The 25,736-nt window shown below is 70.5% G+C and carries 26 protein-coding genes and 1 pseudogene; 14 read left to right on the top strand and 13 right to left on the bottom strand.

The window, feature by feature from the left end; translation table 11 throughout:
- From WYO_RS32035 to WYO_RS20205, 3 genes are all read right to left on the bottom strand, one after another.
- Positions 1-189 (bottom strand): hypothetical protein (locus tag WYO_RS32035; protein ID WP_210160732.1); only part of this gene is annotated, 189 nt, incomplete at its 3' end.
- A gap of 104 nt (positions 190-293) precedes the next feature.
- Entirely contained in the window at positions 294-452 is a 159-nt protein-coding gene (locus WYO_RS32220) for a hypothetical protein (protein ID WP_244424238.1), read from the bottom strand.
- 290 nt (positions 453-742) lie between these two features.
- On the bottom strand, positions 743-994 hold the full coding sequence (locus tag WYO_RS20205) for a DUF3072 domain-containing protein (RefSeq protein ID WP_007565930.1): 252 nt from the start codon (positions 992-994) through the stop codon (positions 743-745).
- 177 nt (positions 995-1,171) lie between these two features.
- On the opposite strand from WYO_RS20205, the gene WYO_RS20210 reads away from it, so the two are divergent.
- The 7 genes and pseudogenes from WYO_RS20210 to WYO_RS20240 all read left to right on the top strand — a co-directional run bounded on the left by WYO_RS20210 (position 1,172) and on the right by WYO_RS20240 (position 6,866).
- Positions 1,172-1,747 carry a gluconokinase gene (locus WYO_RS20210; RefSeq protein ID WP_047170892.1) on the top strand — a complete coding sequence of 192 codons (576 nt, stop codon included), beginning with the start codon at positions 1,172-1,174 and terminating at the stop codon, positions 1,745-1,747.
- A 3-nt stretch (positions 1,748-1,750) separates the two neighbouring features.
- Entirely contained in the window at positions 1,751-2,572 is an 822-nt protein-coding gene (locus tag WYO_RS20215; protein WP_007565933.1) for a Cof-type HAD-IIB family hydrolase, read from the top strand.
- 187 nt (positions 2,573-2,759) lie between these two features.
- A complete protein-coding gene (locus WYO_RS20220) occupies positions 2,760-3,701 on the top strand; it encodes a transglycosylase SLT domain-containing protein (protein WP_007565934.1) in 942 nt (313 codons plus the stop codon).
- A 336-nt stretch (positions 3,702-4,037) separates the two neighbouring features.
- Positions 4,038-4,922: pseudogene (locus WYO_RS20225) on the top strand (helix-turn-helix transcriptional regulator); the annotation flags it as partial.
- A gap of 315 nt (positions 4,923-5,237) precedes the next feature.
- Positions 5,238-6,101 carry a serine O-acetyltransferase gene (gene cysE, locus WYO_RS20230; protein ID WP_007565938.1) on the top strand — a complete coding sequence of 288 codons (864 nt, stop codon included), beginning with the start codon at positions 5,238-5,240 and terminating at the stop codon, positions 6,099-6,101.
- A gap of 91 nt (positions 6,102-6,192) precedes the next feature.
- Positions 6,193-6,408, top strand: coding sequence for a DUF3126 family protein (locus WYO_RS20235; protein ID WP_007565940.1), 216 nt, complete (start codon positions 6,193-6,195; stop codon positions 6,406-6,408).
- 128 nt (positions 6,409-6,536) lie between these two features.
- Entirely contained in the window at positions 6,537-6,866 is a 330-nt protein-coding gene (locus WYO_RS20240; protein WP_007565941.1) for a hypothetical protein, read from the top strand.
- Positions 6,867-6,873: 7 nt separating this feature from the next.
- Here the strand turns inward: WYO_RS20240 and WYO_RS20245 are convergent, their stop codons facing one another.
- On the bottom strand, positions 6,874-7,581 hold the full coding sequence (locus WYO_RS20245; protein ID WP_007565943.1) for a transglutaminase-like cysteine peptidase: 708 nt from the start codon (positions 7,579-7,581) through the stop codon (positions 6,874-6,876).
- 319 nt (positions 7,582-7,900) lie between these two features.
- Here WYO_RS20245 and WYO_RS20250 point away from each other — a divergent pair, with 319 nt between their 5' ends.
- A complete protein-coding gene (locus WYO_RS20250) occupies positions 7,901-8,158 on the top strand; it encodes a hypothetical protein (RefSeq protein ID WP_007565945.1) in 258 nt (85 codons plus the stop codon).
- A 354-nt stretch (positions 8,159-8,512) separates the two neighbouring features.
- Here WYO_RS20250 and WYO_RS20255 read toward each other — a convergent pair whose 3' ends face one another.
- From WYO_RS20255 to WYO_RS20290, 8 genes are all read right to left on the bottom strand, one after another.
- Entirely contained in the window at positions 8,513-9,145 is a 633-nt protein-coding gene (locus tag WYO_RS20255) for a transglutaminase-like cysteine peptidase (RefSeq protein ID WP_007565947.1), read from the bottom strand.
- A gap of 208 nt (positions 9,146-9,353) precedes the next feature.
- Positions 9,354-11,087, bottom strand: a complete 1,734-nt coding sequence (locus WYO_RS20260) for an AMP-binding protein (protein ID WP_007565949.1) — start codon at positions 11,085-11,087, stop codon at positions 9,354-9,356.
- Between the two features lie 53 nt (positions 11,088-11,140).
- A complete protein-coding gene (locus tag WYO_RS20265) occupies positions 11,141-11,578 on the bottom strand; it encodes a hypothetical protein (protein ID WP_007565952.1) in 438 nt (145 codons plus the stop codon).
- A 15-nt stretch (positions 11,579-11,593) separates the two neighbouring features.
- On the bottom strand, positions 11,594-12,370 hold the full coding sequence (locus tag WYO_RS20270) for an enoyl-CoA hydratase (RefSeq protein ID WP_007565954.1): 777 nt from the start codon (positions 12,368-12,370) through the stop codon (positions 11,594-11,596).
- Complete coding sequence (mmsB, locus tag WYO_RS20275) at positions 12,370-13,263, bottom strand: 3-hydroxyisobutyrate dehydrogenase (protein ID WP_007565956.1); 894 nt, start codon at positions 13,261-13,263, stop codon at positions 12,370-12,372. The genes WYO_RS20270 and mmsB overlap by 1 nt, the downstream gene beginning before the upstream one ends.
- A 186-nt stretch (positions 13,264-13,449) precedes the next feature.
- The gene (locus WYO_RS20280) at positions 13,450-14,511 is read right to left on the bottom strand and encodes an enoyl-CoA hydratase/isomerase family protein (RefSeq protein ID WP_007565958.1); all 1,062 of its coding nucleotides are present in this window, start codon (positions 14,509-14,511) and stop codon (positions 13,450-13,452) included.
- Entirely contained in the window at positions 14,511-15,653 is a 1,143-nt protein-coding gene (locus WYO_RS20285) for an isobutyryl-CoA dehydrogenase (RefSeq protein ID WP_007565959.1), read from the bottom strand. The genes WYO_RS20280 and WYO_RS20285 overlap by 1 nt, the downstream gene beginning before the upstream one ends.
- A 204-nt stretch (positions 15,654-15,857) precedes the next feature.
- Positions 15,858-17,354, bottom strand: coding sequence for a CoA-acylating methylmalonate-semialdehyde dehydrogenase (locus WYO_RS20290; RefSeq protein WP_007565961.1), 1,497 nt, complete (start codon positions 17,352-17,354; stop codon positions 15,858-15,860).
- Positions 17,355-17,473: 119 nt separating this feature from the next.
- On the opposite strand from WYO_RS20290, the gene WYO_RS20295 reads away from it, so the two are divergent.
- Together WYO_RS20295 and WYO_RS20300 are read left to right on the top strand one after the other, a co-directional pair.
- Positions 17,474-18,385, top strand: a complete 912-nt coding sequence (locus tag WYO_RS20295) for a LysR family transcriptional regulator (RefSeq protein ID WP_039903546.1) — start codon at positions 17,474-17,476, stop codon at positions 18,383-18,385.
- Positions 18,386-18,473: 88 nt separating this feature from the next.
- Positions 18,474-19,637, top strand: coding sequence for an iron-containing alcohol dehydrogenase (locus WYO_RS20300; protein ID WP_007565966.1), 1,164 nt, complete (start codon positions 18,474-18,476; stop codon positions 19,635-19,637).
- A gap of 121 nt (positions 19,638-19,758) precedes the next feature.
- On the opposite strand, the gene WYO_RS20305 is transcribed toward WYO_RS20300, so the two are convergent.
- The gene (locus tag WYO_RS20305) at positions 19,759-21,003 is read right to left on the bottom strand and encodes an ABC transporter substrate-binding protein (protein WP_007565968.1); all 1,245 of its coding nucleotides are present in this window, start codon (positions 21,001-21,003) and stop codon (positions 19,759-19,761) included.
- A 273-nt stretch (positions 21,004-21,276) separates the two neighbouring features.
- Here WYO_RS20305 and cpaB point away from each other — a divergent pair, with 273 nt between their 5' ends.
- From cpaB to WYO_RS20325, 4 genes are all read left to right on the top strand, one after another.
- Positions 21,277-22,089, top strand: a complete 813-nt coding sequence (gene cpaB / locus WYO_RS20310; protein ID WP_007565969.1) for a Flp pilus assembly protein CpaB — start codon at positions 21,277-21,279, stop codon at positions 22,087-22,089.
- Positions 22,090-22,094: 5 nt separating this feature from the next.
- The gene (locus WYO_RS20315) at positions 22,095-23,639 is read left to right on the top strand and encodes a type II and III secretion system protein family protein (protein WP_007565971.1); all 1,545 of its coding nucleotides are present in this window, start codon (positions 22,095-22,097) and stop codon (positions 23,637-23,639) included.
- 24 nt (positions 23,640-23,663) lie between these two features.
- Positions 23,664-24,407: a CpaD family pilus assembly protein gene (locus WYO_RS20320; RefSeq protein WP_007565973.1), complete on the top strand. Its 744-nt coding sequence runs from the start codon at positions 23,664-23,666 to the stop codon at positions 24,405-24,407.
- A 71-nt stretch (positions 24,408-24,478) separates the two neighbouring features.
- Entirely contained in the window at positions 24,479-25,723 is a 1,245-nt protein-coding gene (locus WYO_RS20325) for an AAA family ATPase (RefSeq protein WP_007565974.1), read from the top strand.
- Positions 25,724-25,736: the final 13 nt, after the last annotated feature.

Below are 25,736 nucleotides of genomic sequence, written 5' to 3' on the forward strand. Positions count from 1 at the left end.
CGCGGGCAGATACGTGCAGCCCGAGATCGCCGTCATGGCGAGCAGAGCGAGGGGGAGTTTGCGCATCCAGATGTTGCCCATCGGTTTTGCCGAGCCCGTGCCTAGCCCATAGCGGCTAGGGTGTCCGTAGCGGGTGGGCCACACTTCGCCCGCGACGGGCGAGAGGACGGTTTCATCCTCGCTAAGCACAGCTTTTTCGAGGCGAATCAGGGAAACGTGCCTGGTGCGTTCGGCAAACGGCCCGCCGGCGCGCCGCGGCGGCGACCGATCGAGGCGGCCCCGGATCGCCCCATTCAGTCGGCTTGCGTGACGGTGGCGCTGATCTGGTTGTAGATCGGGATCATCCGGGAGCCGTAATAGCGGATGCTGCCGGCCGCGACGATGAAGATCAGCGCGCCGATCAGCGCGTATTCCATCGCCGTGGAGCCGTTCGCATCGCGGGCGAACCCCATGGCCCGGCCGGTCGCGCGGAGGCGGGATCGTCCGTCGGGCGCCCCAGACCTGTCGCAGCTCGGCTCGCCCATCCGTGACTCCGACATCCGCCGCGTCCGGCCGGCCCTTACGCGCTGGCTTCAAGTCTAGCCCGGTCCCATTGCCGCCGGCTTAATGGAATCTCCGAAACGCGGCGCATGCGGCGCCCGGCCCCGAAGCGGCGAAGGGCCGGAACCTGGACAGGTCCCGACCCTCGCGGATGCATCGGCGTGAACCTAACCCCGCCGAACGGCGAGACCCTGGAGAAACCTCAGGCGTGGCCGGCCTTGTGCCGCAGGTCGTCGATCCGCTTGGAGGCCTCGGCCTTGTCGAGATCGGCGTCGAACGCCTCCGGCTCCTTGGCCTCCTCCGACAGGGTCTTGAGATACGAGGCCTGCGCTCCGGTCATCGGCTCGCCGCCGGTGGTCCACTGATCCGGATCCTTGATCTGGTTCGACACGTCCTTCGGATCGGTCTTCGGGTTCTCCTGGGTGGTGTCGTGCTTGTCGGCTGCCTTGGCCATGGGATTCCCGTTCCTGAAATGTTCCGTCTTCGCTATCGAGAACGCGGCGCCCTCTCCCGGGGTTCCGGGCGATGTCGGGGTGCGGCCCGGTGTTCCCCAGAAACCTTTTCTTCCCGATCCCCGATCCTATTGATGAGGCGCCGGCGCACGGTTGCGCCCCTGAACACGGTGATCCGGATGACCTCGGAGAGGCGGATTCATAAAGGGGCGGGCGCGGCCGCCCGCACGGCGCAGGTGCTTGTGGTGATGGGGGTCTCGGGCTCCGGCAAGAGCACGGTCGGCGCGCTGATCGCCGAACGGCTCGGCTGGATCTTCGTCGACGGCGACAGCTTCCACACCCCCGAGCACATCGCGAAGATGCATGCGGGCCACGCCCTCGACGACGAGGACCGCGCGCCGTGGCTCGCCCGGATCGCGACCTGGATCCAGCACCGGCTCGAGGCCGGGGAATCTGGGGTGGTGGTCTGCTCGGCCCTGCGCCGGGCATACCGGGACGTGCTCACCCGCGGCAGCCGGCGCGTGCGCATCGTCTATCTCGAGGGCGACAGGGCCCTGATCGCCAAGCGCCTCACCGAGCGCCACGGCCATTTCATGTCGCCCCGCCTGCTCGACAGCCAGTTCGCGACCCTCGAAGCCCCCGGCCCCGATGAGCGCCCGATCGTCGTGGGGATCGATGAACCGCCGGACGCGATCGCCGATCGCGTCGTGGCGCAGCTCGCCGAAGAAGCCCGCACCACCGCCGGAAGGACCTGAGCCATGGATGCGGGATCGCGCAAAGCCTCGGGGATCGCCCTGGTGATCTCCGACGTCGACGGCACGCTGGTGACCGACGACAAGAGCCTTGCCGCCTCGACCATCGCGGCGGTGAAGCGGCTGCGGGCGGCCGGGATCGGGTTCAGCATCGCGTCGGCGCGCCCGCCGATCGGCCTGAGGGCCCTCGCCGCCGAACTCGCGCTCGACCTGCCGATGGGGGCGTTCAACGGCGCCAGCGTGGTCCGGCCGGACCTCTCGACGATCGAGGAGCGGCTGATCCCGGAGGCCGCCGCCCGCGAGGCCTTGCAGCGCCTGGAGGCCGAGGGCCTCGACGCCTGGGTCTTCGCCGAGGGGGCCTGGTTCCTGCGTGACCCGGACGGCCCCTACACCGACCTCGAGCGCCGGACGATCGACGCCGAGCCCCGCGTGGTCGCCGATCTCGGCACGCTCATGGGCGCGGCCTCGAAGATCGTCGGGGTCAGCCGCGATCACGCCCATCTCGCCGCCTGCGAGGCGCGGATCGGCGCGGCCCTCGCCGAGCGGGCCACGGTGCACCGCTCCCAGGCCTATTACCTCGACGTGACGCCCCCCGGCCTCGACAAGGGACAGTTCGTGACCTGGATGAGCCGCCATCTCGGCATCCCGCCCGAGCGGATCGCGACCTTCGGGGATGCCGGCAACGACCGGCCGATGTTCGCCCGCAGCGGCTTCTCGGTGGCGATGGGCAATGCCGAGGATGCCGTGAAGGCCGCAGCCAGCGCCGTCACGGAGAGCAACGGTGCCGACGGCTTCGCCCACGGGATCGCGCGATTCATCCTGCCCTGACGGGTCCGACCCCGCAGCGTCCTGTGGATAACCGGGATGGTTAACCGACGGCGCGCGCCTGTGGCCCGCGAGGCACAGATGCGCGCCGGGCGGCGGTCGCCCACAGGCTGCCGAATCCGGGCCGCTTTCCGGCCTCATTTCCCCGCGACCTAGCTTGACCACAGAACAAGCAGGACCGGGTCTCGGAATGCATCGCCTTCTCCTGGCTGCCGCTCTCGCGGTCGCGCCCGTCGCCGCCTTCGGGCAGGCCCCGCGCGACAACATCGACGCGCTGATCGAGCAGCAGGCCAAGGCGAACGGTGTCCCGGCGAGCTTCGTCCACGCGGTGGTCAAGCGCGAGAGCAACTACAACCCGAACGCCAAGGGCGGCAGCGCACTCGGCCTGATGCAGATCAAGCACGCGACGGCGCGCAGCCTCGGCTATACCGGCGACGCCGCCGGGCTCCTCGATCCCGCGACCAACCTGCGCTACGGCGTCGCCTATCTGGCGGGGGCCTATCGCACCGCGCAGGGCAACGTCAGCCAGGCGTACCAGTACTACAACCGCGGCTATTACTACGCCGCCAAGCGCCGGGGCATCTCCAGCGAGGTCGCCTCGGTGGTGGCCCCCGTGGCGGCCTCGGCCAGCGCCCTGGCCAGCCTGTTCAGCGGCGGCGTCACGGATTCCAGCGCCGCCTCGACGGCCCTGGCCTACGCGCCCACCGCCGCCACGGTGGCCGCCGCGCCGACCGAGACGGTCGAGGTTCCGCTGCCGCCCCGGCGTCCCGCCGCCCTCGGCGCGGCGGTCGATTACGCGAGCCTCTCCGTCGAGCCCGCCTCCGCGAGCCCGGCGCCGAGCGCCGCCGCGCAGAGTGCCGCGGTCGAGACCGTGGAGGTGCCGCTGCCGCCGCGTCGCCCGGCCGGCCTCGGCACCGCCGTCGCGGAGGCCGCCCCGGCCCAGCTCGCCGAGCTGCGCCTGACGTCGCAGCCGGAGGCCGCCGCGGCACCGCAGGCCGCCCCGATCTCCGAAACCGTCGAGGTGCCGCTGCCGCCGCGCCGGCCGTCGATCCAGCTGCTCGCCGCCGCCGCGCCGCGCCGGGCCCCGGCGGCCGCGCCGGTCCGCGAGGCCACGGCGATTCCCGTCGAGTGATGCCGCACGCGGCAGATGGGCCATCGGACAACCACCGCTTGTCCAACATCTGCCCACACGAGGATCCTGCTCAAGGCTTGACCACCGGGCCGTTCCGCAACACATAGGCGCCACGCCAGCAACAGGGTTGGATCGCCGCCGCAACGGTCCGTCGATCGGTCGAGGCGGCCGGACACAGGCGGCGCAATACAGACTTCAGGGCAGGACTCGCCAGGCTTCACACGAACGGTCGGGCAAGCACCCGCTCGATCCCAGGTTGCGAAGCAGAATTCATCTTGAAGTGGCAGACATGCAGGGCAAGCACTCTGCTTTCGGGCTGGCAGGAAAGCGGACGACGCCATGACCGGCGTGTTGGAACAGGAATCACTCTTTCTCACGGATCTCGGGCGCCGCGTCAGGCACGCCCGCACCGTGCGCGGTCTGTCGCGCAAGGTCCTGTCCCAGACCTCGGGCCTGTCCGAGCGCTACATCGCGCAGCTCGAGGGCGGTCAGGGCAACGTGTCCATCATCCTGCTCCGGCGGGTCGCCAACGCGATGGGCGTGCGCCTCGACGACCTGATCACCGGCAATGACGGCCTGCCCGACTGGCCGGTGGTGCGCGACCTGCTCGGCCAGGCGACGCCGGCCCAGATCGCCGCCGCCAAGGAAGCTCTGTCCGGCGGCAGCCGACCGGAATCGAGCGGCCGCCTGCGCGTGGCGCTGATCGGCCTGCGCGGCGCCGGCAAGTCGACCCTGGGCAAGCTCGCCGCCGAGCGCCTGGGCTGGACCTTCGTCGAGCTGAACGCCGAGATCGAGCGCGAGAACGCCCTGTCGGTCCAGGAGATCTTCGCGATCTACGGCCAGGAGGGCTACCGCCGGCTGGAGCAGGCGGCCCTGCGCCGCCTCACCGAGCATCCGGGCCCGCTGATCCTGGCGACCAGCGGCGGCATCGTGGCCGAGCCGCTGACCTACGACCTGCTGCTCCAGGCGTTCTACACGATCTGGCTCCGCGCCCGCCCGGAAGAGCATATGAGCCGGGTGCGCGAGCAGGGCCACCTGGCCACCACGGGCGACCATGCCTCGGCGATGCAGGAATTGCGCGCCGTGCTGGCGAGCCGGGAACCGCTCTACGCCCGGGCCTCGGCCACGGTCGACACCTCCGACATCCCGCTCCAGACCATGGTCGACCGGCTCACCGCGGCGATCGAGGCGCGGTTCGGCGAGACGGCGGTCGCGGGCTGAACCGCGCCCGGAACCGGTGACAGCGCCGCCGGTGCGGCATCCCCGGCAGCCCCCCATACCCTTGATCGTCGCATTGCGGCGCACCACGCTATGGCCTCATCCCGACGGGGCCAGCCGGGCTGCGGAACGCACGATGCATGAGACCAAGCGCCTCGCGCATGGCTTCGCGTGTAGGACGATGTGCTAGGATGACCCGCGACGGCGGGGTCCTTCACCTCGCTGGCGGCTGCACCGGAGCTTTGCTGCAGCGCCGGCCGGACCCGTCGTCGGAACAGCGCGGTGCGAGCCCGACAACTCGATCATGAGCCATCGTCCATGAGCGCCAGTCCAGCCCTCAGCCCTGCCTTCAACCACGATTCGGCCGACCTCTCGGTCTGCGATCCGGTCTGGTCGCGGCTGCGCGCCGAGGCCGAGGACGTGCTGCGCACCGAGCCGCAACTCGCCTCCTTCATCGTCGCGACGATCCTCAACCACGCCACTCTCGAGGGCGCGGTCGCCCACCGGGTCGCGGCGCGGCTGGGCCATCCGTCGCTGCCGGCCGAGCTCGTCGCCCACGCGTTCCACGAGGCGATCGGCGCCGATCCTGCCATCGGGCAGGCGTTCCGGGCCGATATCGGCGCGGTGATCGACCGGGATCCCGCGACCCTGCGGGCGCTGGAGCCGGTCCTGTACTTCAAGGGTTTCCACGCGCTCCAGGCCTACCGCCTCGCCCACCACGTCTGGACCCGGGGCCGGCGCGACCTCGCGCTCTACCTGCAGAGCCGGGTCTCCGAGGTGTTCCAGTGCGACATCCACCCGGCCGCCCGCATCGGCCGGGGGGTGTTCCTCGACCACGCCACCGGCCTGGTGGTCGGGTCGACCGCGGTGATCGAGGACGACGTGTCGATCCTCCACGCGGTGACGCTGGGGGGCACCGGCAAGCAGCGCGGCGACCGGCATCCTAAGATCCGCCGGGGCGTGATGATCGGCGCCGGCGCCAAGATCCTGGGCAATATCGAGGTCGGTGCCTGCGCCCGGGTGGCGGCGGGCTCGGTGGTGCTGCGGCCCGTCCCGGCCAACACCACGGTGGTTGGTGTCCCGGCGCGGGTCGTCGGCACCGCGGGCTGCGACGATCCGGCCCGCGCGATGGATCAGCTGGTCGCCCTCGACCAGTTCATCCATGTGGGCGACGGGATCTGACCCCGACGCCGCCGCGCTTGCCGCTCCGCCGTGGGCGTGGCAAGCCCTCCGCCGATCCGGGCGTCAGCGCCGACAGGGGAGGCCAGACAGCGTGACCAAAGCCGAGACCGCGAAGCTGCAGGACTACCTGCGCCGCAAGTTCGCCAACAACAACATCCGCCTGACCGCGATGAAGACCGGCGATTCCGCCGAGGTGTTCATCGGCGAGGAGTCGATCGGCGTCATCGCCGACGACAAGGAGGACGGCGACGATTCCTTCGTCTTCCGCATGGCGATCCTCGACATCGACCTCGAGGAAGAAGCCTGACGCGTTCATCGCGGGCCGGGTTCCGCCGGCCCGCGCCTGTGCACGGGTTAAGGCTAACCGGCGTGATTGCTTAACAACCGGTAAATCGTGTGGCTAAACTGCGCCCAACCTTTTTTGGAGCGCGAATAATGGTCCTCACGCCCGCCGCCCTCGAATCCATCCGGACCCTGTGCATCGGTCTGGCGCTCTCGGGGCTGATCGCCAGCGCGTTCGAGCTGTTCGCCGCGCGCCGCGCGAGCTTCAGCCTGCTGGAGCGGGGCGGCCTGCCGGCGGTGGCGGCCCTGCCGATGCTGGCCTTCTCGGCCCCGTTCATCATCCTGCGCAACACCCTGCGCGGCCGCAAGATCGAGGGCCGCCCGATGCCGTTCGTGATGCTGGCCACCGTCATCGCCTGCGGCTGGGGCCTGCTCTCGGGCCGGGTCGCCCTCGACCTCGCGGCGATGCTGGTCGGCGCCTGACGTCCCATCAGGGCTCCGCGGTCGCCACCTGGGCAGCGCCGTCCCGGCCCTCCAGGGAGACCCAGGCCTGGCCGTCCTGGCCGGCGCGCTTGATGAAGCTGTAGCCGGTGCGCCGCCACGGGCGGATCGCGTCGGTCTTGTTGTCGAGGATGAAGTCGCCATGGTCGGTGCGCACCGTCAGCACCGCGTGGCCGGCATTGGTCTCGTCGATCACGACGGTCATCAGCAGGGCCCGCCGGGGCAGCCCGCGCTCGGCCAGCATCCGGCGCTTGAGCAGCTGGTAATCCTCGCAATCGCCGAACCCGTCATCGGGAAAGTCCCAGCGGTCGACGACGCCCCAATGCGCCTGGTCGGTGATCGGCCGGATGCGGGTGTTGACCCGGTGGTTGACGCTCCGCAGCGTCCGCCACACCGCCACGGTCAGCGGGATCACGGCGGGCTCCGCGACATCGAGCGCGCATTCCTCGGGCATGCGCGCGCAGAACGCGGTCCAGCCGGCAATCGGGCTGATCGGGCCGTTGGCTTCGTGGGCCGGCGCCCCATCGGGCAGGGTCAAGCGGGCATGGGCGTGGGTGTTGGCGCCGCCCAGCATCAGGATCGTGCCGACTAGGGCGAGGCTCGCGGCCTGTCGGGCTCGGCGCAGCGGCGTGGCCCATCCGCGCCAGTGCGGCGCCACGAGCGCGAGAGCCGGAATCCCACCATCCGCGTGCCGCATGGATCACGCCCCATCGACCGATGATGACGGGAAGGTGACACGCAGGCGTGCGACGCACAATGGCACGGAGGGTGGAAGAAACGCCCGAGGCCGCGTATCGGTTCCGCTTTAAAGGAGTGTTGCATCCGCGTTGCTGCCGCTCGGCGTATGCGCTGGCGGAATGCCCGCCCTGCCCGCTCACGGAAGAGCTTGATTCGAACCAGCTTTGCCGGCTTGAGACAGGGGATGCCCGCGCGTGGATTCGCGGGTCGATCGATCATTTCGCAAGAACCCGGCCATCCCCGCGCGGGATTGCCTCAGGCCAGAGAAGGATTTCACGATGCAGCCCGCCATCCAGCAGGTGATCAGAGCGCTCGCCGAGGATGGTCGGGCCGGTGCAATCGGCATCGCCGAGCACGCCGTGGAAGCCTATCTCGCCGGCTCGCCCACCGAGGGCGACCGCGCCCTGTCGCGCGACATCCTGGTCCGCGACCTCGCCAGCCTCCGGGGCATCGCCCCGCACCTCGCCGGCTTCATCGGCCGGGTCGAGACCTTCGTGGCGAACCTCGCGCAGCCGTCGCTGAGCCGCGCCGCCTGAACAGGCTTCGCGGAAGCGGGGTTTCAAGGTCCGGAGCCTGAACCTTTCGAGGTTTTGAGGGAGGCGGCGGGCAGTTCACTGTCCCGCCTGCGCGACGACGCGCGGCCTTCGCGAAGGCTATCTGACACTAATCCCGTCATCCCGGGGCCGCGCAGCGGAGCCCGGGATCCAGAACCACCGTGGCATCAGGATTTTGCGCTGTCGGCGGCTCTGGATCCCGGGCTCGCCTTCAGCGCCCCAGGGTGGAGGCTGCTATGGTGGGAGGATCGCTTTGCGACGCGTCTCCCGCTTCCTCGCCCGCCAAAAGGTCGAGCCTTCTCGAAAACCGTGATCGGTTGAAGATCGAGGACCGGATCAGCGGTTGGCGGTGGTGACCGGCGAGGTGACGCCGCCGAGGGAGACCCAGGCCGTGGCGTCCTGGCTCTCGCGCTTGATGAACACGTAGCCGGTCTTGTGCCAGGCCTCGATCACGTTGGTCTTGTTGTCGAGGATCAGGTCGCCCCGGTCGGTGATCAGGGTCAGCACCGCGTGGCCCTCACCCTTCTCGTCGATCACCACGGTCATGCGCATCGCCCGGCGAGGCAGGCCGGCCTCGGCCAGCAGGTGGCGCTTGAGCAGCTGAAAATCCTCGCAATCGCCGATGCCGTCCTCGGCAAGGTCCCAGCGGTCGGCGACGCGGAGATGCTCCATGTCGGTCATCGGCTCGACCGACTTGTTCACCCGGCGGTTGACCGAGACGATCGTCGCCCAGATCGTGGGGTTGAGGCTGATGCGGGCCGGCTCGCTCCGGTCCACCGCGCATTCGGCCGCGTAGGCCTGGCAGAACGTCACCCAGGCCGCGATCGGGCGGGCATCGCCGAGCACCTTGGCGCCGACCTCGGTGGGCAGGCTCGCCAGGGTCTGGGCCTCGGCGGTCGCCGCGAGGCCGAGCAGCACCAGCGCGCCGGCGAGCGTTACCCGAACCGTCTTGAGAAGCCCCGCGCCCATCGAACCGTCCTCGTTGTTGAGGACAGGATTGCGCCGCAGAGCCTCCGCGGCGCTGAAGCGGATCGGCGCAATTTTATCGATTCGCCGATGGCGGCGGCGTCTAGCGCGACAACGTCGACGGGGGGCTTGGGAACCCCGGCAAATCCGCGGCTTCCGGTTCGGAAACCGGAAACCTTGAGGGCGCCTTACGGGTCCCGAGCCGTCCGGATCACCCCGCCGTCTGATCGAGCTTGCGCTCCGTCTCGCCCTTCAGCTCGGGGAAATCCGACTGCGTGTAGGCCCGGCCCCGGTGCGGATCCTCGGTCACGCCGTCGTGCTCCAGGCGGCGCAGCTGGACCCGGCGGATCTTGCCCGAGATGGTCTTGGGCAGTTCGGTGACGAATTCGAGGCCGCGCAGGCGCTTGAACGTCGCCAGCCGCGCATTGGTGAAGCGGAAGATGTCGAGCGCCGTCTCGGGGCCGGCCGAGGCGCCGGCCACCAGCGAGACATAGGCTTTCGGAATCGTGTGGCGCATCGGATCGGGGATCGGCACCACCGCGGCTTCGGCCACCGCCGGATGCTCGATCAGCACGCTCTCCAGCTCGAACGGGCTGATCCGGTAGCCCGACGACTTGAACACGTCGTCGGCGCGGCCGACGAAGGTGTAGCAACCCTGATCGTCCACGAAGGCGACGTCGCCGGTGTGGTAGAGCGCGCCGTCCGCGCCCGACAGGTTGCCGCTGCCGTCGTCGTAGCCCTGCATCAGGCCGGCGGGGCGGTGGGCGCCGAGTTCGAGGCAGACCTCGCCCTCGCTCGCCGGCTCGCCGTCAGCGTCGAGCACGCGCACGCGATAACCCGGCAGCGGCCGGCCGAGGGCGCCGGGCACCACCGGCTGGCCAGGCGTGTTGGCCATCAGGGCCGTGGTCTCGGTCTGGCCGTAGCCGTCGCGGATCGTGACGCCCCAGGCGTCCTTCACGCGCTCGATCACCTCGGGATTCAGCGGCTCGCCGGCGGCGCAGACCTCGCGCAGAGCCAGCGTCCGGCCGGTCAGGTCCTCCTGGATGATCATCCGCCAGACGGTGGGCGGCGCGCAGAGCGTGGTGGCGCGGGTGCGCTCCAGCTGCGTGAGCAGCGCCGCCGCGTTGAACGGCGCCTGGTTGATCACCAGGATGGTCGCGCCGGCATTCCAGGGGGCGAAGAACGACGACCAGGCGTGCTTGGCCCAGCCGGGCGAGGACACGTTGCAATGCACGTCCCCGGGCTGCAGCCCAAGCCAGTACATGGTCGAGAGCGCCCCCACCGGATAGGAGCGGTGGCTGTGGCGCACCAGCTTCGGCTTCGCGGTCGTGCCGGAGGTGAAGTAGAGGAGCAGCGGGTCGTCGGCCGCGGTCGGCCCGTCGGGCGTGAAGGTCTCGGAGGCGCCGAACGCGTCATCGTAGGCGCTCCAGCCCTCCGTCGCCGGGCCGGTGACGATGCGGATCGCGCCGCCGGTCTCGAGGCCGGAGAAGCGCCCGAGCTGCTCCGGGCCGGCGACGATCGCCCGGGGCCGGCCGCGGGCCAGGCGGTCGCCGAGCTCGTCCGCGGTGAGCAGGGTGGTGGCCGGGATGACCACCGCCCCGAGCTTCATCGCCGCCAGCATGGTCTCCCACAGGGCCGGGACGTTGCCGAGCAGCAGGAGCAGGTGGTCGCCGCGCTTCAGCCCGAGCCCGCGCAGGTGGTTGGCGACCTGGTTGGACCGCCGCGCCATCTGCTCGAAGGTCAGGCTCTGCTCGGCGCCGCTGGCGGCCTCGACGATGTGGAGCGCGGTGCGGTCGCGGCTCTCCGGGCCGGCGAGCTCGGCGTCGAACCAGTCGAGCGCCCAGTTGAACGGCACCGGGTCCGGCCAGGTGAAGGCCGAAACCGCCGCCGCGTAGTCTGTGCGATGGGCCAGCAGCAGATCGCGGGCCTCCCGGAAGCTGGGCATGGTCGTTCCCCCCGTCGTTCTTGTCCGGCCGGAAGACCCGGCCCATCCCGCCCTCAGGCGGGAATCAGATCCTCGCCGGCCGCGCCGCGCGCGAGGCGCTGCACCATGCCGGCGTGGAAATGGCGGATCTCGTCGGCGATCGCCTCCACCGCGCGGCCGTTGCGGGGGAAGTCGTCGGCGTTGAGCCCGATCAGGCCGGCGGTGTAGCCGGTCTCGTTGTTCTCGAATGGGTCGGCGTAGAGCCAGGTCCACCAGTCTCGGGCCGGGACGAGGCTTGCGCCGGGCTTGACCCGCAAAGCCGCCAGGAACCGGACGTGGCGGCGCAATTCCTTGCGCCAGACCGCACGCGTCTCCGGGGCCACGTCGAAGGCCAGCAGCGTCACGAGATGCGCGTTGATGGTCTCCTCTCGGCCGCGCGCCTTCTGGGCCACAATCGCGCGCGGGAAGGCCATCTCGAAGCGGGCTTCGCTATCGCGGTCCAGGACGTCCATCGCCCATGCCCCAGCTCAGGTGTTCTCGAACCGGGCCGGCCGCTTCTCCACGAAAGCGGCCATCCCCTCCTTCTGGTCCTTGGTGGCGAACATCGCGTGGAAGACCCGGCGCTCGAAGCGCACGCCCTCGGCGAGGGTGGTCTCGTAGGAGCGGTTGACCGCCTCCTTGGTCATCATGGCGATCGGCAGCGACATGGACGCGATGGTCTCGGCGGCCTTCAGCGCTTCGTCGAGAAGCTGGTCCGCCGGGATCACCCGGGAGACCAGGCCGGCGCGCTCCGCCTCGGCGGAATCCATCATCCGGCCGGTCAGGCACATCTCCATGGCCTTCGACTTGCCGACGAAACGGGTGAGGCGCTGGCTGCCGCCGATCCCCGGCATGACGCCGAGCTTGATCTCGGGCTGGCCGAACTGCGCCGTGTCGGCGGCCAGGATGAAGTCGCACATCATGGCGAGCTCGCAGCCGCCGCCGAGCGCGTAGCCCGCCACCGCGGCGATGATCGGCGTGCGCACCCCCGTGAACCGCTCCCAGTCGGCGAAGCGGTCTTGCGCATACATCTCCGCGTAGGTCGCGTGCTGCATCTCCTTGATGTCGGCCCCGGCCGCGAAGGCCTTGGCCGAGCCGGTGATGACGATGCAGCCGATGCCCGGATCGGCATCCGCCTCGGTCGCCGCCTGGATCACCTCGCGGGTGAGCTGCGCGTTGATGGCGTTGAGCGCCTTCGGGCGGTTCAGGGTGATCAGCAGGACGCGCCCGCGCGTCTCCGTCAGGATCGTCTCGTACGCATCCATCACGACTCACTCCCTGGGCCGCGAAGCATACGGATGATCGCGGAAAAGTCCTCTCCCCCATGGCCGAGGCCCTCGAACAGCCCGTAGATCTGCGCGGCCTCCGCGCCCAGCGGCGTCGCAGCCCCCGAGGCGAGGGCGGCGGCCTGCGCCAGCCGGAGGTCCTTGAGCATCAGCGCGGCGGCGAAACCCGGCTTGTAGCCGGCATTGGCCGGCGAGGTCGGCACCGGGCCCGGCACCGGGCAGTAGGTGGTGAGCGACCAGCACTGGCCCGAGGAGACCGAGGCGACGTCGTAGAGCGCCTGGTGTGACAGGCCGAGCTTCTCGCCCAGCGCGAAGGCCTCGCTGACGCCGATCATCGAGATCCCGAGGATCATGTTGTTGCAGATCTTGGCCGCCTGCCCGGCACCGGCCGCGCCGCAATGGAACATGTTCTTGCCCATGGCCTTCAGCAGGGGCTCGGCGCGTCCGAAGGCGGCCTCGGTGCCGCCGGCCATGAAGGTCAGCGTCCCGGCCTTGGCGCCGCCGGTTCCGCCGGAGACCGGCGCATCGACCGACAGGCAGCCCCGCGCCTCGGCGAGGTTGTGGGCCTTGCGCGAAGACTCGACATCCACGGTCGAGGAATCGATCAGCAGGGTGCCGGCGGGCAGCGCATCGGCGAGCTGGGTCCAGACCTCGACCACGTGCCGGCCGGCGGGCAGCATGGTGACCACCACCTCCGCGCCCTCGGCCGCCTCAAGGGCCGAGCCCGCCACCGCGACCCCCGCTTCCCGGGCCGCCTCCAGGGAGGCCGGCGCCAGGTCGAACCCGCGCACCGTGTGCCCCGCCTTCACGAGGTTGGCCGCCATGGGGCCGCCCATGTTGCCGAGACCGATGAACCCGATGGTCTGTGCCATCATACCCCTCCCATTCGCTTGTTCGTGCCCCTCCCAACCATCCCCTCATCCTGAGGTGCGGCGAAGCCGCCTCGAAGGAGGGCTCCAGGGATCGCGCGGCGACTGGAGGGCTCCTTCGAGGCCCGCCGATCCTATGGATCGCCGGGCACCTCAGGATGAGGGCGTGGTCGGGAGACGCCGCTCACATCACACCGGCCCCGTTCGGCCTTGCGAGAAAACCGGCTCCGCCCGTGGCTCAAGCCAGCGGGCGATCCTGGCCGGGTCGACAGCGTCGAGGCTCGGCGGGTTCCAGCGCGGGCTCTTGTCCTTGTCGATCACCGCCGCCCGGATGCCCTCGCGGAAATCGCCTTCCTCCAGCAGCGCCAGCGAGGCGTGGAACTCGCGCTCCAGGCAGGCTTCGAGGTTGGGCGAGCGCCGGCCGAGGCGCAGCAGGCACAGGGTCAGGACCAGGCTCGACGGGGATTTCGTCAGCAGCGTCTTGCGGGTCGCCGCCGCGAACTCGGAGCCGTCCGCCGCCAGGGCGGACAGGATCTCGTCGATCATGTCGAAGGCGAAGCAGCGATCGATGGTCTCGCGATGCTGTGCCAGGGGCGGCGCGCCGGGATCGCGCGCCAATCGGTCGATCGCCTCCCGCACGCCGGCATCCCCGGCATCGGGCGGCAGCGCCGAGAGCGCGTCGATCAGGTCCGGCAGGGACTGGGACGGCACCATCACGTCGGCGAGCCCGCAATAGAGCGCGTCGGCGGCGCCGACCGGCTCGCCGGTGAGGCCGAGATAGGTGCCGACCTGGCCGGGCGCCCGCGGCAGCAGCCAGGTGCCGCCGACATCCGGCAGGTAGCCGATGCCGGTCTCCGGCATGGCGACGCGCGAGCGCTCGGTGACGATCCGGTGGGCGGCATGCCCCGCGAGGCCGACGCCGCCGCCCATGGTGATGCCGTCCATCACCGCCACGAACGGTTTTTCGTAAGCCGCGATCCGCGAATCCAGCCGGTACTCGTCCCGCCAGAAGGTTTCCGCGAAGGCGGTGCCGGGGTTGTCGTACAGGCCGCGCAGGTCGCCGCCGGCGCAGAGGCCGCGCTCGCCCTCGCCGGTGAGCAGCACCGCGGCGAGGCCGGGATCGGCGGAGAACTGGTTCAGGGCCGCGTCGATCTCCCGGACCATGCCGTGGGTCAGGGCGTTCAGGGCCTTGGGCCGGTCGAGGCGCAGGCGCCCCAGGGCGCCGACGCGCTCGACGATCACATCCGCCATCAGCGTCCCCCGGTCAGCGCGCGGGCGATGATCACCCGCATGATCTCGTTGGTGCCTTCGAGGATCTGGTGCACGCGCAGGTCGCGGACGATCTTCTCGATCCCGTACTCGGCGAGATAGCCGTAGCCGCCGTGGAGCTGCAGGGCCTGGTTGGCGACCTCGAAGGCGGCGTCGGTGACGTGGCGCTTGGCCATGGCGCAGAGCTGCGTGGCCGCCGGGTCCTTGGCGTCGAGCGCTGACGCGGCGTGGCGCAGGAAGGTGCGCGACACCTCCAAGGACGTGGCCATGTCGGCCAGCCGGAACTGCAGCGCCTGGAAGTCGCTGAGCCGGGACCCGAAGGCGCGCCGATCACCCATATAGGCCAGCGTCTTGTCGAGGGCCGATTGGGCACCGCCCAGCGCGCAGGCGGCGATGTTGAGCCGGCCGCCATCAAGGCCGCTCATGGCGATGCGGAAGCCCTGGCCCTCCTCGCCCAGGCGGTTCGCCACCGGCACACGGCAGCCGTCGAACCGCACGGAGCGGGTCGGCTGCGCGTTCCAGCCCATCTTGCGCTCTTCCGCGCCGAAGGAGAGGCCGGGCGTCCCCTTCTCGACCACGATCGCCGAGATGCCCTTCGGTCCCGCCGCGCCGGTGCGGACCATGCAGACGTAGAGGTCGCTGACGCCGGCGCCGGAGATGAACTGCTTCTCGCCGGTGAGCACGTAATGGTCGCCGTCGCGCTCGGCGCGGGTGCGCAGCGCCGCCGCGTCGGAGCCCGAGCCCGGCTCGGTCAGGCAGTAGCTGGCGATCGTCTCCATGCCCATCAGGGCCGGGATCCAGCGCTGGCGCTGATCCGCGTCACCGTAGGCGTCGATCATCCAGGCGCACATGTTGTGGATCGACAGGAACGCCGCCACGGTCGGGCAGCCGGTGCTCAGCGCCTCGAAGATCAGGGCGGCGTCGAGCCGCGACAGGCCCGAGCCGCCGACATCCTCGCGCACGTAGATGCCGGCCATGCCGAGCGCCGCGGCCGCCCGCAGGGTCTCCACCGGGAAGGTCTTGTCCCGGTCCCAGTCGAGAGCGTGCGGGGCGATATGCTCGGCCGCGAAGCCGAGCGCCATGTCGCGGATCGCGGTTCGATCCTCATCGAGCCCGAAACTCATGGGCGTAGCTCCAATAGATCAGAACTGGCGCGTTCCCTCCCCCCTTTGCGGGGGAGGGTGGCCCCCGAAGGGGGTCGGGAGAGGGGAGCGACGCTTCCGGAAAGGTCGTGATGGGCGCAAGATCCTGCACCGTCGCGCTGCCCCTCTCCCGCCGCGCCCCCGCGCGGCACCCTCCCCCGCAGAGGGGGGAGGGTTGAAAAGGCCCTACCGCATCGTCGGGATGGAGAACTCCGCCCCGCTCTTGATGCCGCTCGGCCAGCGCTGCGTGACGGTCTTGGTCTTGGTGTAGAAGCGGATCGAGTCCGGCCCGTGCTGGTTCAGGTCGCCGAAGCCGGAGCGCTTCCAGCCGCCGAAGGTGTGGTAGGCGATCGGCACCGGGATCGGCACGTTGACGCCGACCATGCCGACATTGACCCGGGCGGTGAAGTCGCGGGCCGCGTCGCCGTCCTGGGTGAAGATCGCGACGCCGTTGCCGTATTGGTGGGTCGAGGGCAGCGCGAGCGCCTCCTCGTAGTTCTGGGCCCGCACCACCGACAGGACGGGGCCAAAAATCTCTTCCTTGTAGATGGTCATGTCGGGGGTCACGCGGTCGAACAGCGAGCCGCCCATGTAGAAGCCGTTCTCGTAGCCCTGGAGCTTGAAGCCGCGGCCGTCGACGGCGAGATGCGCGCCCTCGGCGACACCCTGGTCGATATAGCCCGCGACCTTCCGGACCGCCTCGGCGGTGACCAGCGGCCCGTAATCGGCCGAGCCGTCATGCGACGGGCCGATCTTGAGCGACTCGACCCGCGGGATCAGCTTCTCCATGAGCCGGTCGGCCGTGGCCTCGCCCACCGGCACCGCCACCGAGATCGCCATGCAGCGCTCGCCGGCCGAGCCGTAGCCGGCGCCGATCAGCGCATCGACCGCCTGGCCCATATCGGCGTCCGGCATGATGATCATGTGGTTCTTGGCGCCGCCGAAGCACTGGGCGCGCTTCCCCGTCTGGGCGGCACGCACGTAGATGTACTCGGCGATCTGCGAGGAGCCGACGAAGCCCACCGCCTTGATGTCCTCGTCGTCGAGGATCGCGTCGACCGCTTCCTTGTCGCCGTTGACGACGTTGAGGATGCCCTGCGGCAGGCCGGCCTCGAGAAAGATCTCGGCGATGCGCAGCGGCACGCTCGGGTCTCGCTCGGACGGCTTCAGGATGAAGGCGTTGCCGCAGGCGATGGCCGGGGCGCATTTCCACAGCGGGATCATGGCCGGGAAGTTGAACGGCGTGATGCCGGCGACCACGCCGAGCGGCTGGCGCAGGGAATAGACGTCGATCCCGGGCCCGGCGCCCTCGGTGTACTCGCCCTTGAGCAGGTGCGGGATGCCGCAGGCGAACTCTACCACCTCGACGCCGCGCTGGATGTCGCCCTTGGCGTCCGGCACGGTCTTGCCGTGCTCCGAGGCGAGCAGCTCGGCCAGGGAATCGTTCTCGCCGCGGATGAGCTCGAGGAAGCGCATCATCACCCGGGCGCGCTTCTGCGGATTGGTGGCGGCCCAGGCCGGCTGGGCCGCCGCGGCGTTCTCGACCGCGGCGCGCATCTCGGCCTTGCTGGCGAGCGCGACCTTGGCCTGGACCTCGCCGGTCGAGGGGTGGAACACGTCGGCGAAGCGCCCGCTCTCGCCGCCGACGAGACGGCCGCCGATGAAGTGTCCGATCGTGCGCATGAGCGCCTCCCTGTTGTCGTTATCGATTTGGTTTTGGCGCAGCCTAACAGGATCGCTTGAACGATAAAGCCGGATGCGCTTACAGCCGCCGTGCATCGATGCACAGCGGGTTTGCGATCATGAGCCGGACGGGGCGCAACTGGGACGACCTGCGCTTCTTCCTGGCAGTGGCGCGCACCGGCACCCTGAGCGCCGCGGCAGCGCGGACCGGCACCGAGCACACCACGGTCGGGCGCCGGATCCGCGCCCTGGAGGAGGGGCTCGGCGCCCGCCTGTTCCACCGCAGCAACCTCGGCTACGCGCTCACGGAGGACGGCGCCAACCTGCTGGCCGTGGCCGAGACCATGGAGAGCGCCTTCCTGTCGGCCAGCGCCGCCGCGCAGGCCGGCGCGCAATCCGTCTCCGGCACGGTGCGGATCGGCGCCCCGGACGGGTTCGGCAGCGTGTTCCTGGCCTCGCGGATGCACCGGCTGACCGAGCGCCATCCGGGGCTGGAGGTCGAGATCATGGCGACCGCCCGGATCTTCAGCCTGTCGAAGCGCGAGGCCGACATCGTGATCGGCCTCTCGACCCCGCAGCAGGCCCGGGTGGTGGCGCGCCGGCTCACCGATTACCGGCTGTTCGTCTACGGGGCCGAAGCCTACCTCGCCGCGGCGGCGCCGATCACCGCCGTCTCGGACCTCACGGCGCATCCCTTCGTCGGCTATATCGAGGACATGCTGTTCGCGCGCGAGCTGAACTATCTCGGCGCGCTGGAGCCCGCGGTCTCCGCGCGGCTGCGCTCGACCAACCTGCTGGCCCAGGTCCACGCGACCCTGAACGGCGCCGGCCTGTGCATCCTGCCGGCCTTCATCGCGGCGGCCCATCCCGGGCTGGCGCCGGTCCTGCCCGGGGCGGTGTCGCTGACGCGCTCGTTCCACATGCACATCCACGAGGACCACCGGAAGGCGGCCCATATCCGGGCGGTGGCAGGCTTCATCGCCGGCGAGGTCGAGGCGGCGGGCGCGCTGTTCGCCGGGCCGGCGGTGTAAGCGGCGGCGGTTTCGCGGGCCGGCGCCGTGGCCTAAGATCGGCGGAGACCGGCCGACGAGACAAAGCGCCGGGTGGGAGGATCAACAGATGGTCGCCTCGATCGCCCTGCCCCGGCTGATGCGCATCGGCGCCGGCGCCTCGCGGCTGCTGCCGGAGATCCTGGGCCAGCTCGGCCTGTCGCGCCCCTTCGTGGTCACCGACCCGTACCTGGTCAGCAGCGGCCGCACCGACACATTGCTCGAGCGGCTCAACAGCGCGGGCGCCCGCGGAACAATCTTCTCCGAGACCGTGCCGGACCCGACCGTGGCCTCCGTGGAGGCGGCGCTGGCCGCGCTCCAGGCCGGCGAGTTCGACTGCGTGGTCGGCTTCGGCGGCGGCAGCCCGATGGACACCGCCAAGGCGGTGGCGGTTCTCGCCCGCCACGGCGGCCACATGCGCGACTACAAGGCGCCCCGCCTGCAGGACGAGCCCGGCCTGCCGATCGTGGCGATCCCCACCACCGCCGGCACCGGCTCGGAGGCGACCCGCTTCACCATCGTCACCGACGAGGCCTCGGACGAGAAGATGCTCTGCATCGGGCTGGCCTACCTGCCGGTGGCGGCTCTGGTCGATTACGAGCTGACCTTGACCAAGCCCAAGCGCCTCAGCGCCGATACCGGCATCGATGCGCTCACCCACGCCATCGAGGCCTATGTCTCGCGCAAGTCCAACCTGTTCTCGGACGGGCTCGCCCTCCAGGCGATGCACCTGATCGCCCCGAACCTGCGCCGGGTCTGGACCGATCCCAGCGACCGGGCGGCCCGCGAGGCGATGATGCTGGGGGCGACCCAGGCCGGCATCGCCTTCTCGAACGCTTCGGTGGCGCTGGTCCACGGCATGAGCCGGCCGATCGGCGCGCATTTCCACGTGGCGCACGGGCTCTCGAACGCGATGCTGCTGCCGGTGGTCACCGCCTTCTCGGCCCCCGCCGCGGTGGCGCGCTACGCCGCCTGCGCCCGGGCCATGGGCATCCCCGGCGTCGACGGCGACGACCGGGCCGCCGTCAACGCCCTGGTGGCGGAACTCGAAGCCCTCAACGACGATCTCGACGTGCCCGGCCCCCGGGAATACGGGATCGACCCGGCCCGCTGGGAAGCGCTGCTCCCGACCATGGCCGCCCAGGCTTTGGCCTCCGGGTCCCCGGCCAACAACCCGGTCGAGCCGACGGCCGAGGAGATCCAGGCTTTGTATCGGCGGGTCTGGGCGGCGTAACCATCGCCCGTTAAAGGCGCGGGTCCCCTCTCCCCGTGTGGGAGAGGGAGCGCGTAGCGCGCGGCAAAAGCGATGGCCCTTCAACCCCGTGACAGCCGTCGCCTTGCGAGGCGAGCGCTTGTTACTTCGCCGCCGCCGTCAGCGGGCAGCCGCTCTCGGCCGCGGTGGCGTAGGCTTCCTTGCCCGGGATGGTCGCGAGCTGCCGGTAGAGGTCCCAGGGGCCCTTCGACTCGGCCGGCTTCTTGACCTCGAACAGGTACATGTCGTGCACCATGCGTCCGTTCGGCTGGACGATGCCGCCATGGGCGAAGACGTCGTCCACCGGGAGCGCCTTGAGCTTGGCGTTGACCGCCTCGGTCTCGTCGGTGCCCGCGGCCTTCACGGCCTTCAGGTAGGACAGGACCGCCGAGTAGGTGCCGGCCTGGATCATGTTCGGCATGCGGCCGGTGCGCTTCATGTAGCGCTGCCCGAAAGCCCGGGTCTCGTCGTTGGCGTCCCAGTACCAGCCCTCGGTGAGCGTCAGGCCCTGCGCCACCTTGAGCCCGAGCCCGTGCACCTCCGAGAGGGTGAACAGCAGCGCCGCGAGCTTCTGGCCGCCCTCGACGATGCCGTACTCGGCCGCCTGCTTGATCGAGTTGGAGGTGTCGAGGCCGGCATTGGCGAGCCCGATCACCTTGGCCTTCGAGCCCTGCGCCTGGAGCAGGAACGAGGAGAAGTCCTGGTTCGAGAGCGGGTGGCGGACGCTGCCCAGCACCTTGCCGTTATTGGCGAGCACCACGCGGCTGGTATCGGCCTCGAGGGCCGAGCCGAAGGCGTAGTCGGCGGTGAGGAAGTACCAGGTGTCGCCCCCGGCCCGGGTCAGCGCGCCGCCGGTGCCGACCGCGAGCGCCCGCGTGTCGTAGGCCCAGTGGTAGCCGTAGGGCGTGCAGGCCTTGCCGGTGAGGTCGCTGGAAGCCGCCCCGGTGGTGATCGTGATCTTCTTCTTTTCCTTGGACAGGCCCTGGACCGCCAAAGCCACGGAGGAGGTGGTCAGCTCCATGATCGCGTCGACGCCGTCGCGGTCGTACCATTGCCGGGCGATGGCCGAGGCGATGTCGGGCTTGTTCTGGTGGTCGGCCGAGAGGATCTCGATCGGGACGCCGTCGATCTTGCCGCCCATATCCTCCACCGCCATCTTCGCGGCCTCGATGGAGCCCTGGCCGCCGAACTCGGCATAGAGGCCGGACTGGTCGTTAAGCACGCCGATGCGCAGGGCGTTGCCGGAGAAAGCGCCGGACGCGGCACCTTGGGCGGAGGCCGGGCCCGAGCTCAGCACCGTGCCCGCCAGGGCGGTGGCCAGCACCGCACCGCCAATTCGTCTGATCATGTCACTCCCCGGCATGTTTTGCCCGGATGATCCGAGCACCCGATTCTGACGCGGGTTCGGGGGCAGAATATTGCAGGTGCGGATCCCGCGCCACGGCCAGGATTGGGTCGAGATTGAGAGATTGCGCCGGTTGTGACGCGTCCCGGCAACCGCCCCGTTTCCGGACCGTATCCAGCCGGCGCAGTTATAATACCTTAACCATAAGTACACGAATGGCCGCGCAGGGTCTGGTGATGGACGGCAATTCGGCCGTCTCCGGCGCGTGGCGATGCGATGAATCCAGCCCGTCTCGCCGTCCTCGGCATCGCCCTCGCAGCGGGCGGCGGGGCGGCGTTCCTGATGAGCGGTGGCGATCCGCCCCCGCCGCCGCCGGCCCCCAAGGCCGAGCTGCCGCCGCCTCCGATGACCGAGGTGCTGGTGGCCGCCGCCGACATGCCGATGGGCCAGGTCCTGCGGGCCGCCGACCTGCGCTGGCAGCCCTGGCCGGACGGCGCCATGACGGCGGGCTACATCAGCCGCAAGGACAACGCGAAGGCGCTGGACGAGACCGTCGGCGCCTCCGTGCGCTCGGGCTTCCTCGCGGGCGAGCCGATCCGGGCGCAGAAGCTGGTCCGGCCCGACAGCGGCTTCATGGCCGCGATCCTGCCCGCCGGGATGCGCGCGGTCGCCATCGTCACCGACAGCCGCGGCACCAACTCGGCCGGCGGCTTCATCCTGCCCAACGACCGCGTCGACGTAATCCGCACCTTCCGGGACGATGCCAATTCCCGCGCCAACAACAGCGAGGTGCAGCTCTCCCAGACCATCCTGACCGACATCCGCGTCCTCGCGATCGGTCAGCTGATCCAGGAGAAGAACGGCACCAACGTCGTCACCGGCGAGACCGCGACGCTCGCCGTCACCCCCGCCCAGGCGGAGACCCTAACGCTCGCCCAGAAGGTCGGCTCGCTGTCGCTCTCGCTGCGCAGCCTCGCGGATGCGGGGCGACCGGTCGAGGCCCAGCCGGTCGATGCCGCGATGGCGCAGATGCCCGAACCCGGATTGACCGTCGTGCGCTTCGGCGTCGCGCGGCAGCAGACGCCGTGATCCCCATGATTGCCCTGCCGCGTTTCCTCCGCCCGGCGCGCGCGCTGGCGCTTCTCACGCTGATCCATGCCGGCCCGCTCCTGGCGCAGGAGCGTCCGGCCCTCGGCCCAGCCCCGGTGCTGACGGTGGGCTCGGCGGAAGCCGCCTCGTCCCGCCGGGTCGAGCTGACCGCGGGCCGTTCGGTGATCGTCGACCTGCCGCGGGACGCCAAGGAGGTGTTCGTCGCCAACCCGGCGGTGGCCAACGCGGTGGTCCGCTCGACCCGCAAGGTGTTCGTGATCGGCATGGCGGACGGCGCCACCTCGATCTTCATCATGGATGCCGAAGGCCGCCAGATCGCCGCCCTCGACGTGACCGTGGCCCGGGACCTCAACCTCGGGACGCTGCGCGAGCTGCTCGGCCAGAGCATCCCGGGCGGCCGCTTCGACGTGCGCTCCTCGGGCGCCTCGGTGCTGCTCTCGGGCTCGGTGAACTCGTCCTCCGACGCCCAGCAGGCGATCGACATCGCCAACGCCTTCGTCGGCCTGGGCGGCGGAGCCGCCGCCACCGGTGCGCCGAGCGGTGGCGTCTCGGCCGGCGCACGCGGCGCGGTGATCAACAACCTGACGATCCGCAACAAGGATCAGGTGATGCTCCGCGTCACCGTGGTCGAGGTGTCCCGCAACGTGCTCAAGCAGTTCGGGATCAACATGACCGGCAATTGGTCGGCGTTGAATCCGGTGAGCACGGCGACCGACGCGGTCACCGGTCTCGTGACCTCGCCGGCACTCAACAACACCCTGCCCTTCCCGATCACCGGCGGCGGCACGCCCTCGGGCAACCAGCTCCAGGCCTCCGTCAAGGGAGCCGGATTCTCGCTGCAGGCGACGCTGAAAGCCTTCGAACAGGCGGGCGTGTCGCGCATCCTGGCCGAGCCGACGCTGACCGCGATCTCCGGGGAGGCCGCGAAGTTTCTGGCCGGCGGTGAATTCCCGGTTCCGTCCTCGGCGTCCTGCGTGGTCGGCGGCATCTGCACGCCCGGCATCACCTTCAAGCCCTACGGCGTCTCGCTCTCTTTCACGCCCGTGGTTCTGGCCGACAACCGGATCTCGATCCGCGTAGCCACGGACGTGACCGAGATCGATCCGCAGCAGAGCTTCAACTACACGGTCGGAAACAACACGGTGGCCGTGCCCGGGACGCGCGTGCGCCGCTCCGAGACCACCGTCGAGCTGCCCTCGGGCGGCGTGATGATGACCGCCGGCCTCATTCAACAAGTGAACAAGCAGGCGATTTCCGGCCTGCCCGGCCTGATCAATCTGCCGATCCTCGGCGCGCTGTTCCGGTCCCGGGACTACCAGCGCATGGAGACCGAGCTGATGATCATGTGCACCCCCTACATCGCCCGGGCGATGGAGCCCAAGCAGGTGACCCGGCCCGACGACAACTTCGTCGACGCCACCGACGGGCAGGCGGTGCTGCTCGGGCAGGTCAACCGCCTCTACGGCAAGGTCGGCGCCGCCCCGCTCGGGCGCACCTATCGCGGCCGCGTCGGCTTCATCGTCGAGTAGCGCCGCGCTTCCAGGACCGGATCCATGACCCGACGTCACCCGCCCGCCCCATCCTGCCGGCCAGCCAGCCTCCTGGCCGCCTGCGCGCTCGGCCTGCTGGCCGCTGCCTGCAAGGGCGAGCCCGCCACCACGGGCGGCATCGACCTGTCCGATTACCGCGCCCGGCACCCGATCGTCCTGGCCGACGGCACCCGCAGCCTCGACGTGTTCGCCACCGGCCCGGGCCATCTCGACCCGCGCCAGGCCGGCGACATCGACGCCTTCATGCTGGAATACCGCCGCTACGGCCGCGGCGGCATCCTGATGGAGGTGCCCCAGGGCCTGCCGCCCGCCCAGGCCGCCGCCGTGGCGCGCACCGCCGCGGCCGTGGGCCGGCGCGGCGCCGAGGACGGCGTCGGCGCCCGCGAGATCGCCCAGTCGCCCTACCCGGTGGCGGCACCGGGGCTGGCCGCGCCGATCCGGCTGAGCTTCCAGCGCATGCAGGCCAAGGTCGCCGACCAGTGCGGGCTCTGGCCCCAGGATCTCGGCACCTCGAACTTCGCCTCCGACTACGGCAACCGGCCGAGCTGGAACCTCGGCTGCGCCACCCAGGCGACCGTGGCCGCCCAGGTGGCCGACCCGGTCGACCTCGTGCGCGGCCGGCCCGAGGGCCGGATCGACACGGTCAAGCGCGTCCGGGACATCGGCCAGTTGCGGGACGGCAAGGATCCGTCAACCACATGGCGGCAAGATGGGACCAACGCCGTCAAGTCCCAGGTCAGCAACTAGGACAGGCGGTGCCACTCCCCCCGTCCCCACCATTCACGCCGCGACCCGAGCACGGACCCGAAAGTGTCGTCATGGCGGACCTGTCCGAGACATCCGAGCGTACGATCGCCCCGGTGCCCCGGATCACGATCCAGGCCTTCTGCGAGACCGGCGAGACCGCCACGATGATCGAGGGCGCGTCCCTCGACCGGCGCATGCAGAAGGCGCAGGTCAAGGTCCGGATGGGCGGCGGCGCCGCGGCGATCGAGGCCTACCGCCACGCGCCGACGCCCAACGTCATCGTCATCGAGACGCAGGGCGTCCGCTCGAAGCCGGTCGAGTGCCTGGATGCCCTGGCCGAGGTCTGCGACGAGGGCACCCGCGTCCTGGTGATCGGCCACGTCAACGACGTGACCCTCTACCGGCAGCTGATCCAGCGCGGGGTGTCCGACTACCTGATGGCGCCGGTCGCGCCGCTGACCCTGATCGCGGCGATCTCCGACCTGTTCACCGCGCCCGGCGTCAAGCCGGTGGGCCGCACCGTGGCGGTCTACGGGGTCAAGGGCGGCATCGGCGCCTCGACGGTGGCGCATAACTTCGCCTGGTCGGTGGCCCGGAACCAGGGCGTGCAGACGGTGATCGCCGATCTCGACATCGCCTTCGGCACCGCCTCGCTCAACTTCAACCAGGACCCGCCGCAGGGCATCGCCGAGGCGGTGTTCGCGCCCGAGCGCCTGGATTCGGCCCTGGTCGAGCGGCTGCTGTCAAAATGCAGCGACAACCTCAGCCTGCTCTCGGCCCCGGCGAGCCTCGACCGGACCATCGACCTGTCCGAGCCGGCCTTCGATTCCCTGATCGAGTACCTGCGCGCGAGCGTGCCCTGCGTGGTCCTCGACATTCCGCACCAGTGGAGCGCGTGGTCGAAGCGCGTGCTCACCGCGGCCGACGAGATCCTGATCGTCGCCGGTCCCGACCTCGCCTGCCTGCGCAACGCCAAGAACCTGCTCGGGGCGCTCAAGCACGGCCGCCCGAACGACCAGCCGCCCCGGATCCTGCTCAACGGCGTCGGCATGGCCAAGCGGCCGGAGATCGGCACGGCCGAGTTCGCCAAGGCCCTCGATGCGCCGATCACGGCCACGATCCCGTTCGAGCCGACCCTGTTCGGCACAGCCGCCAATAACGGCCAGATGATCGCCGAGATTCAGGCCGGCTCGAAGGTGGCGGAGCTGTTCAACGACCTGGCGGCGGTCACCCTGGGGCGCCCGGAGACCCGGCGCAGCCGGTCGAGCCTGCTGGAGCCGCTGCTGGCCAAGCTCGCCGGCCGCAAGGCCTCGTGATGCGCGGGACCTT

The sequence above is a fragment of the Methylobacterium sp. GXF4 genome, from assembly GCF_000272495.1.
Classification (GTDB): Bacteria; Pseudomonadota; Alphaproteobacteria; order Rhizobiales; family Beijerinckiaceae; genus Methylobacterium; species Methylobacterium brachiatum.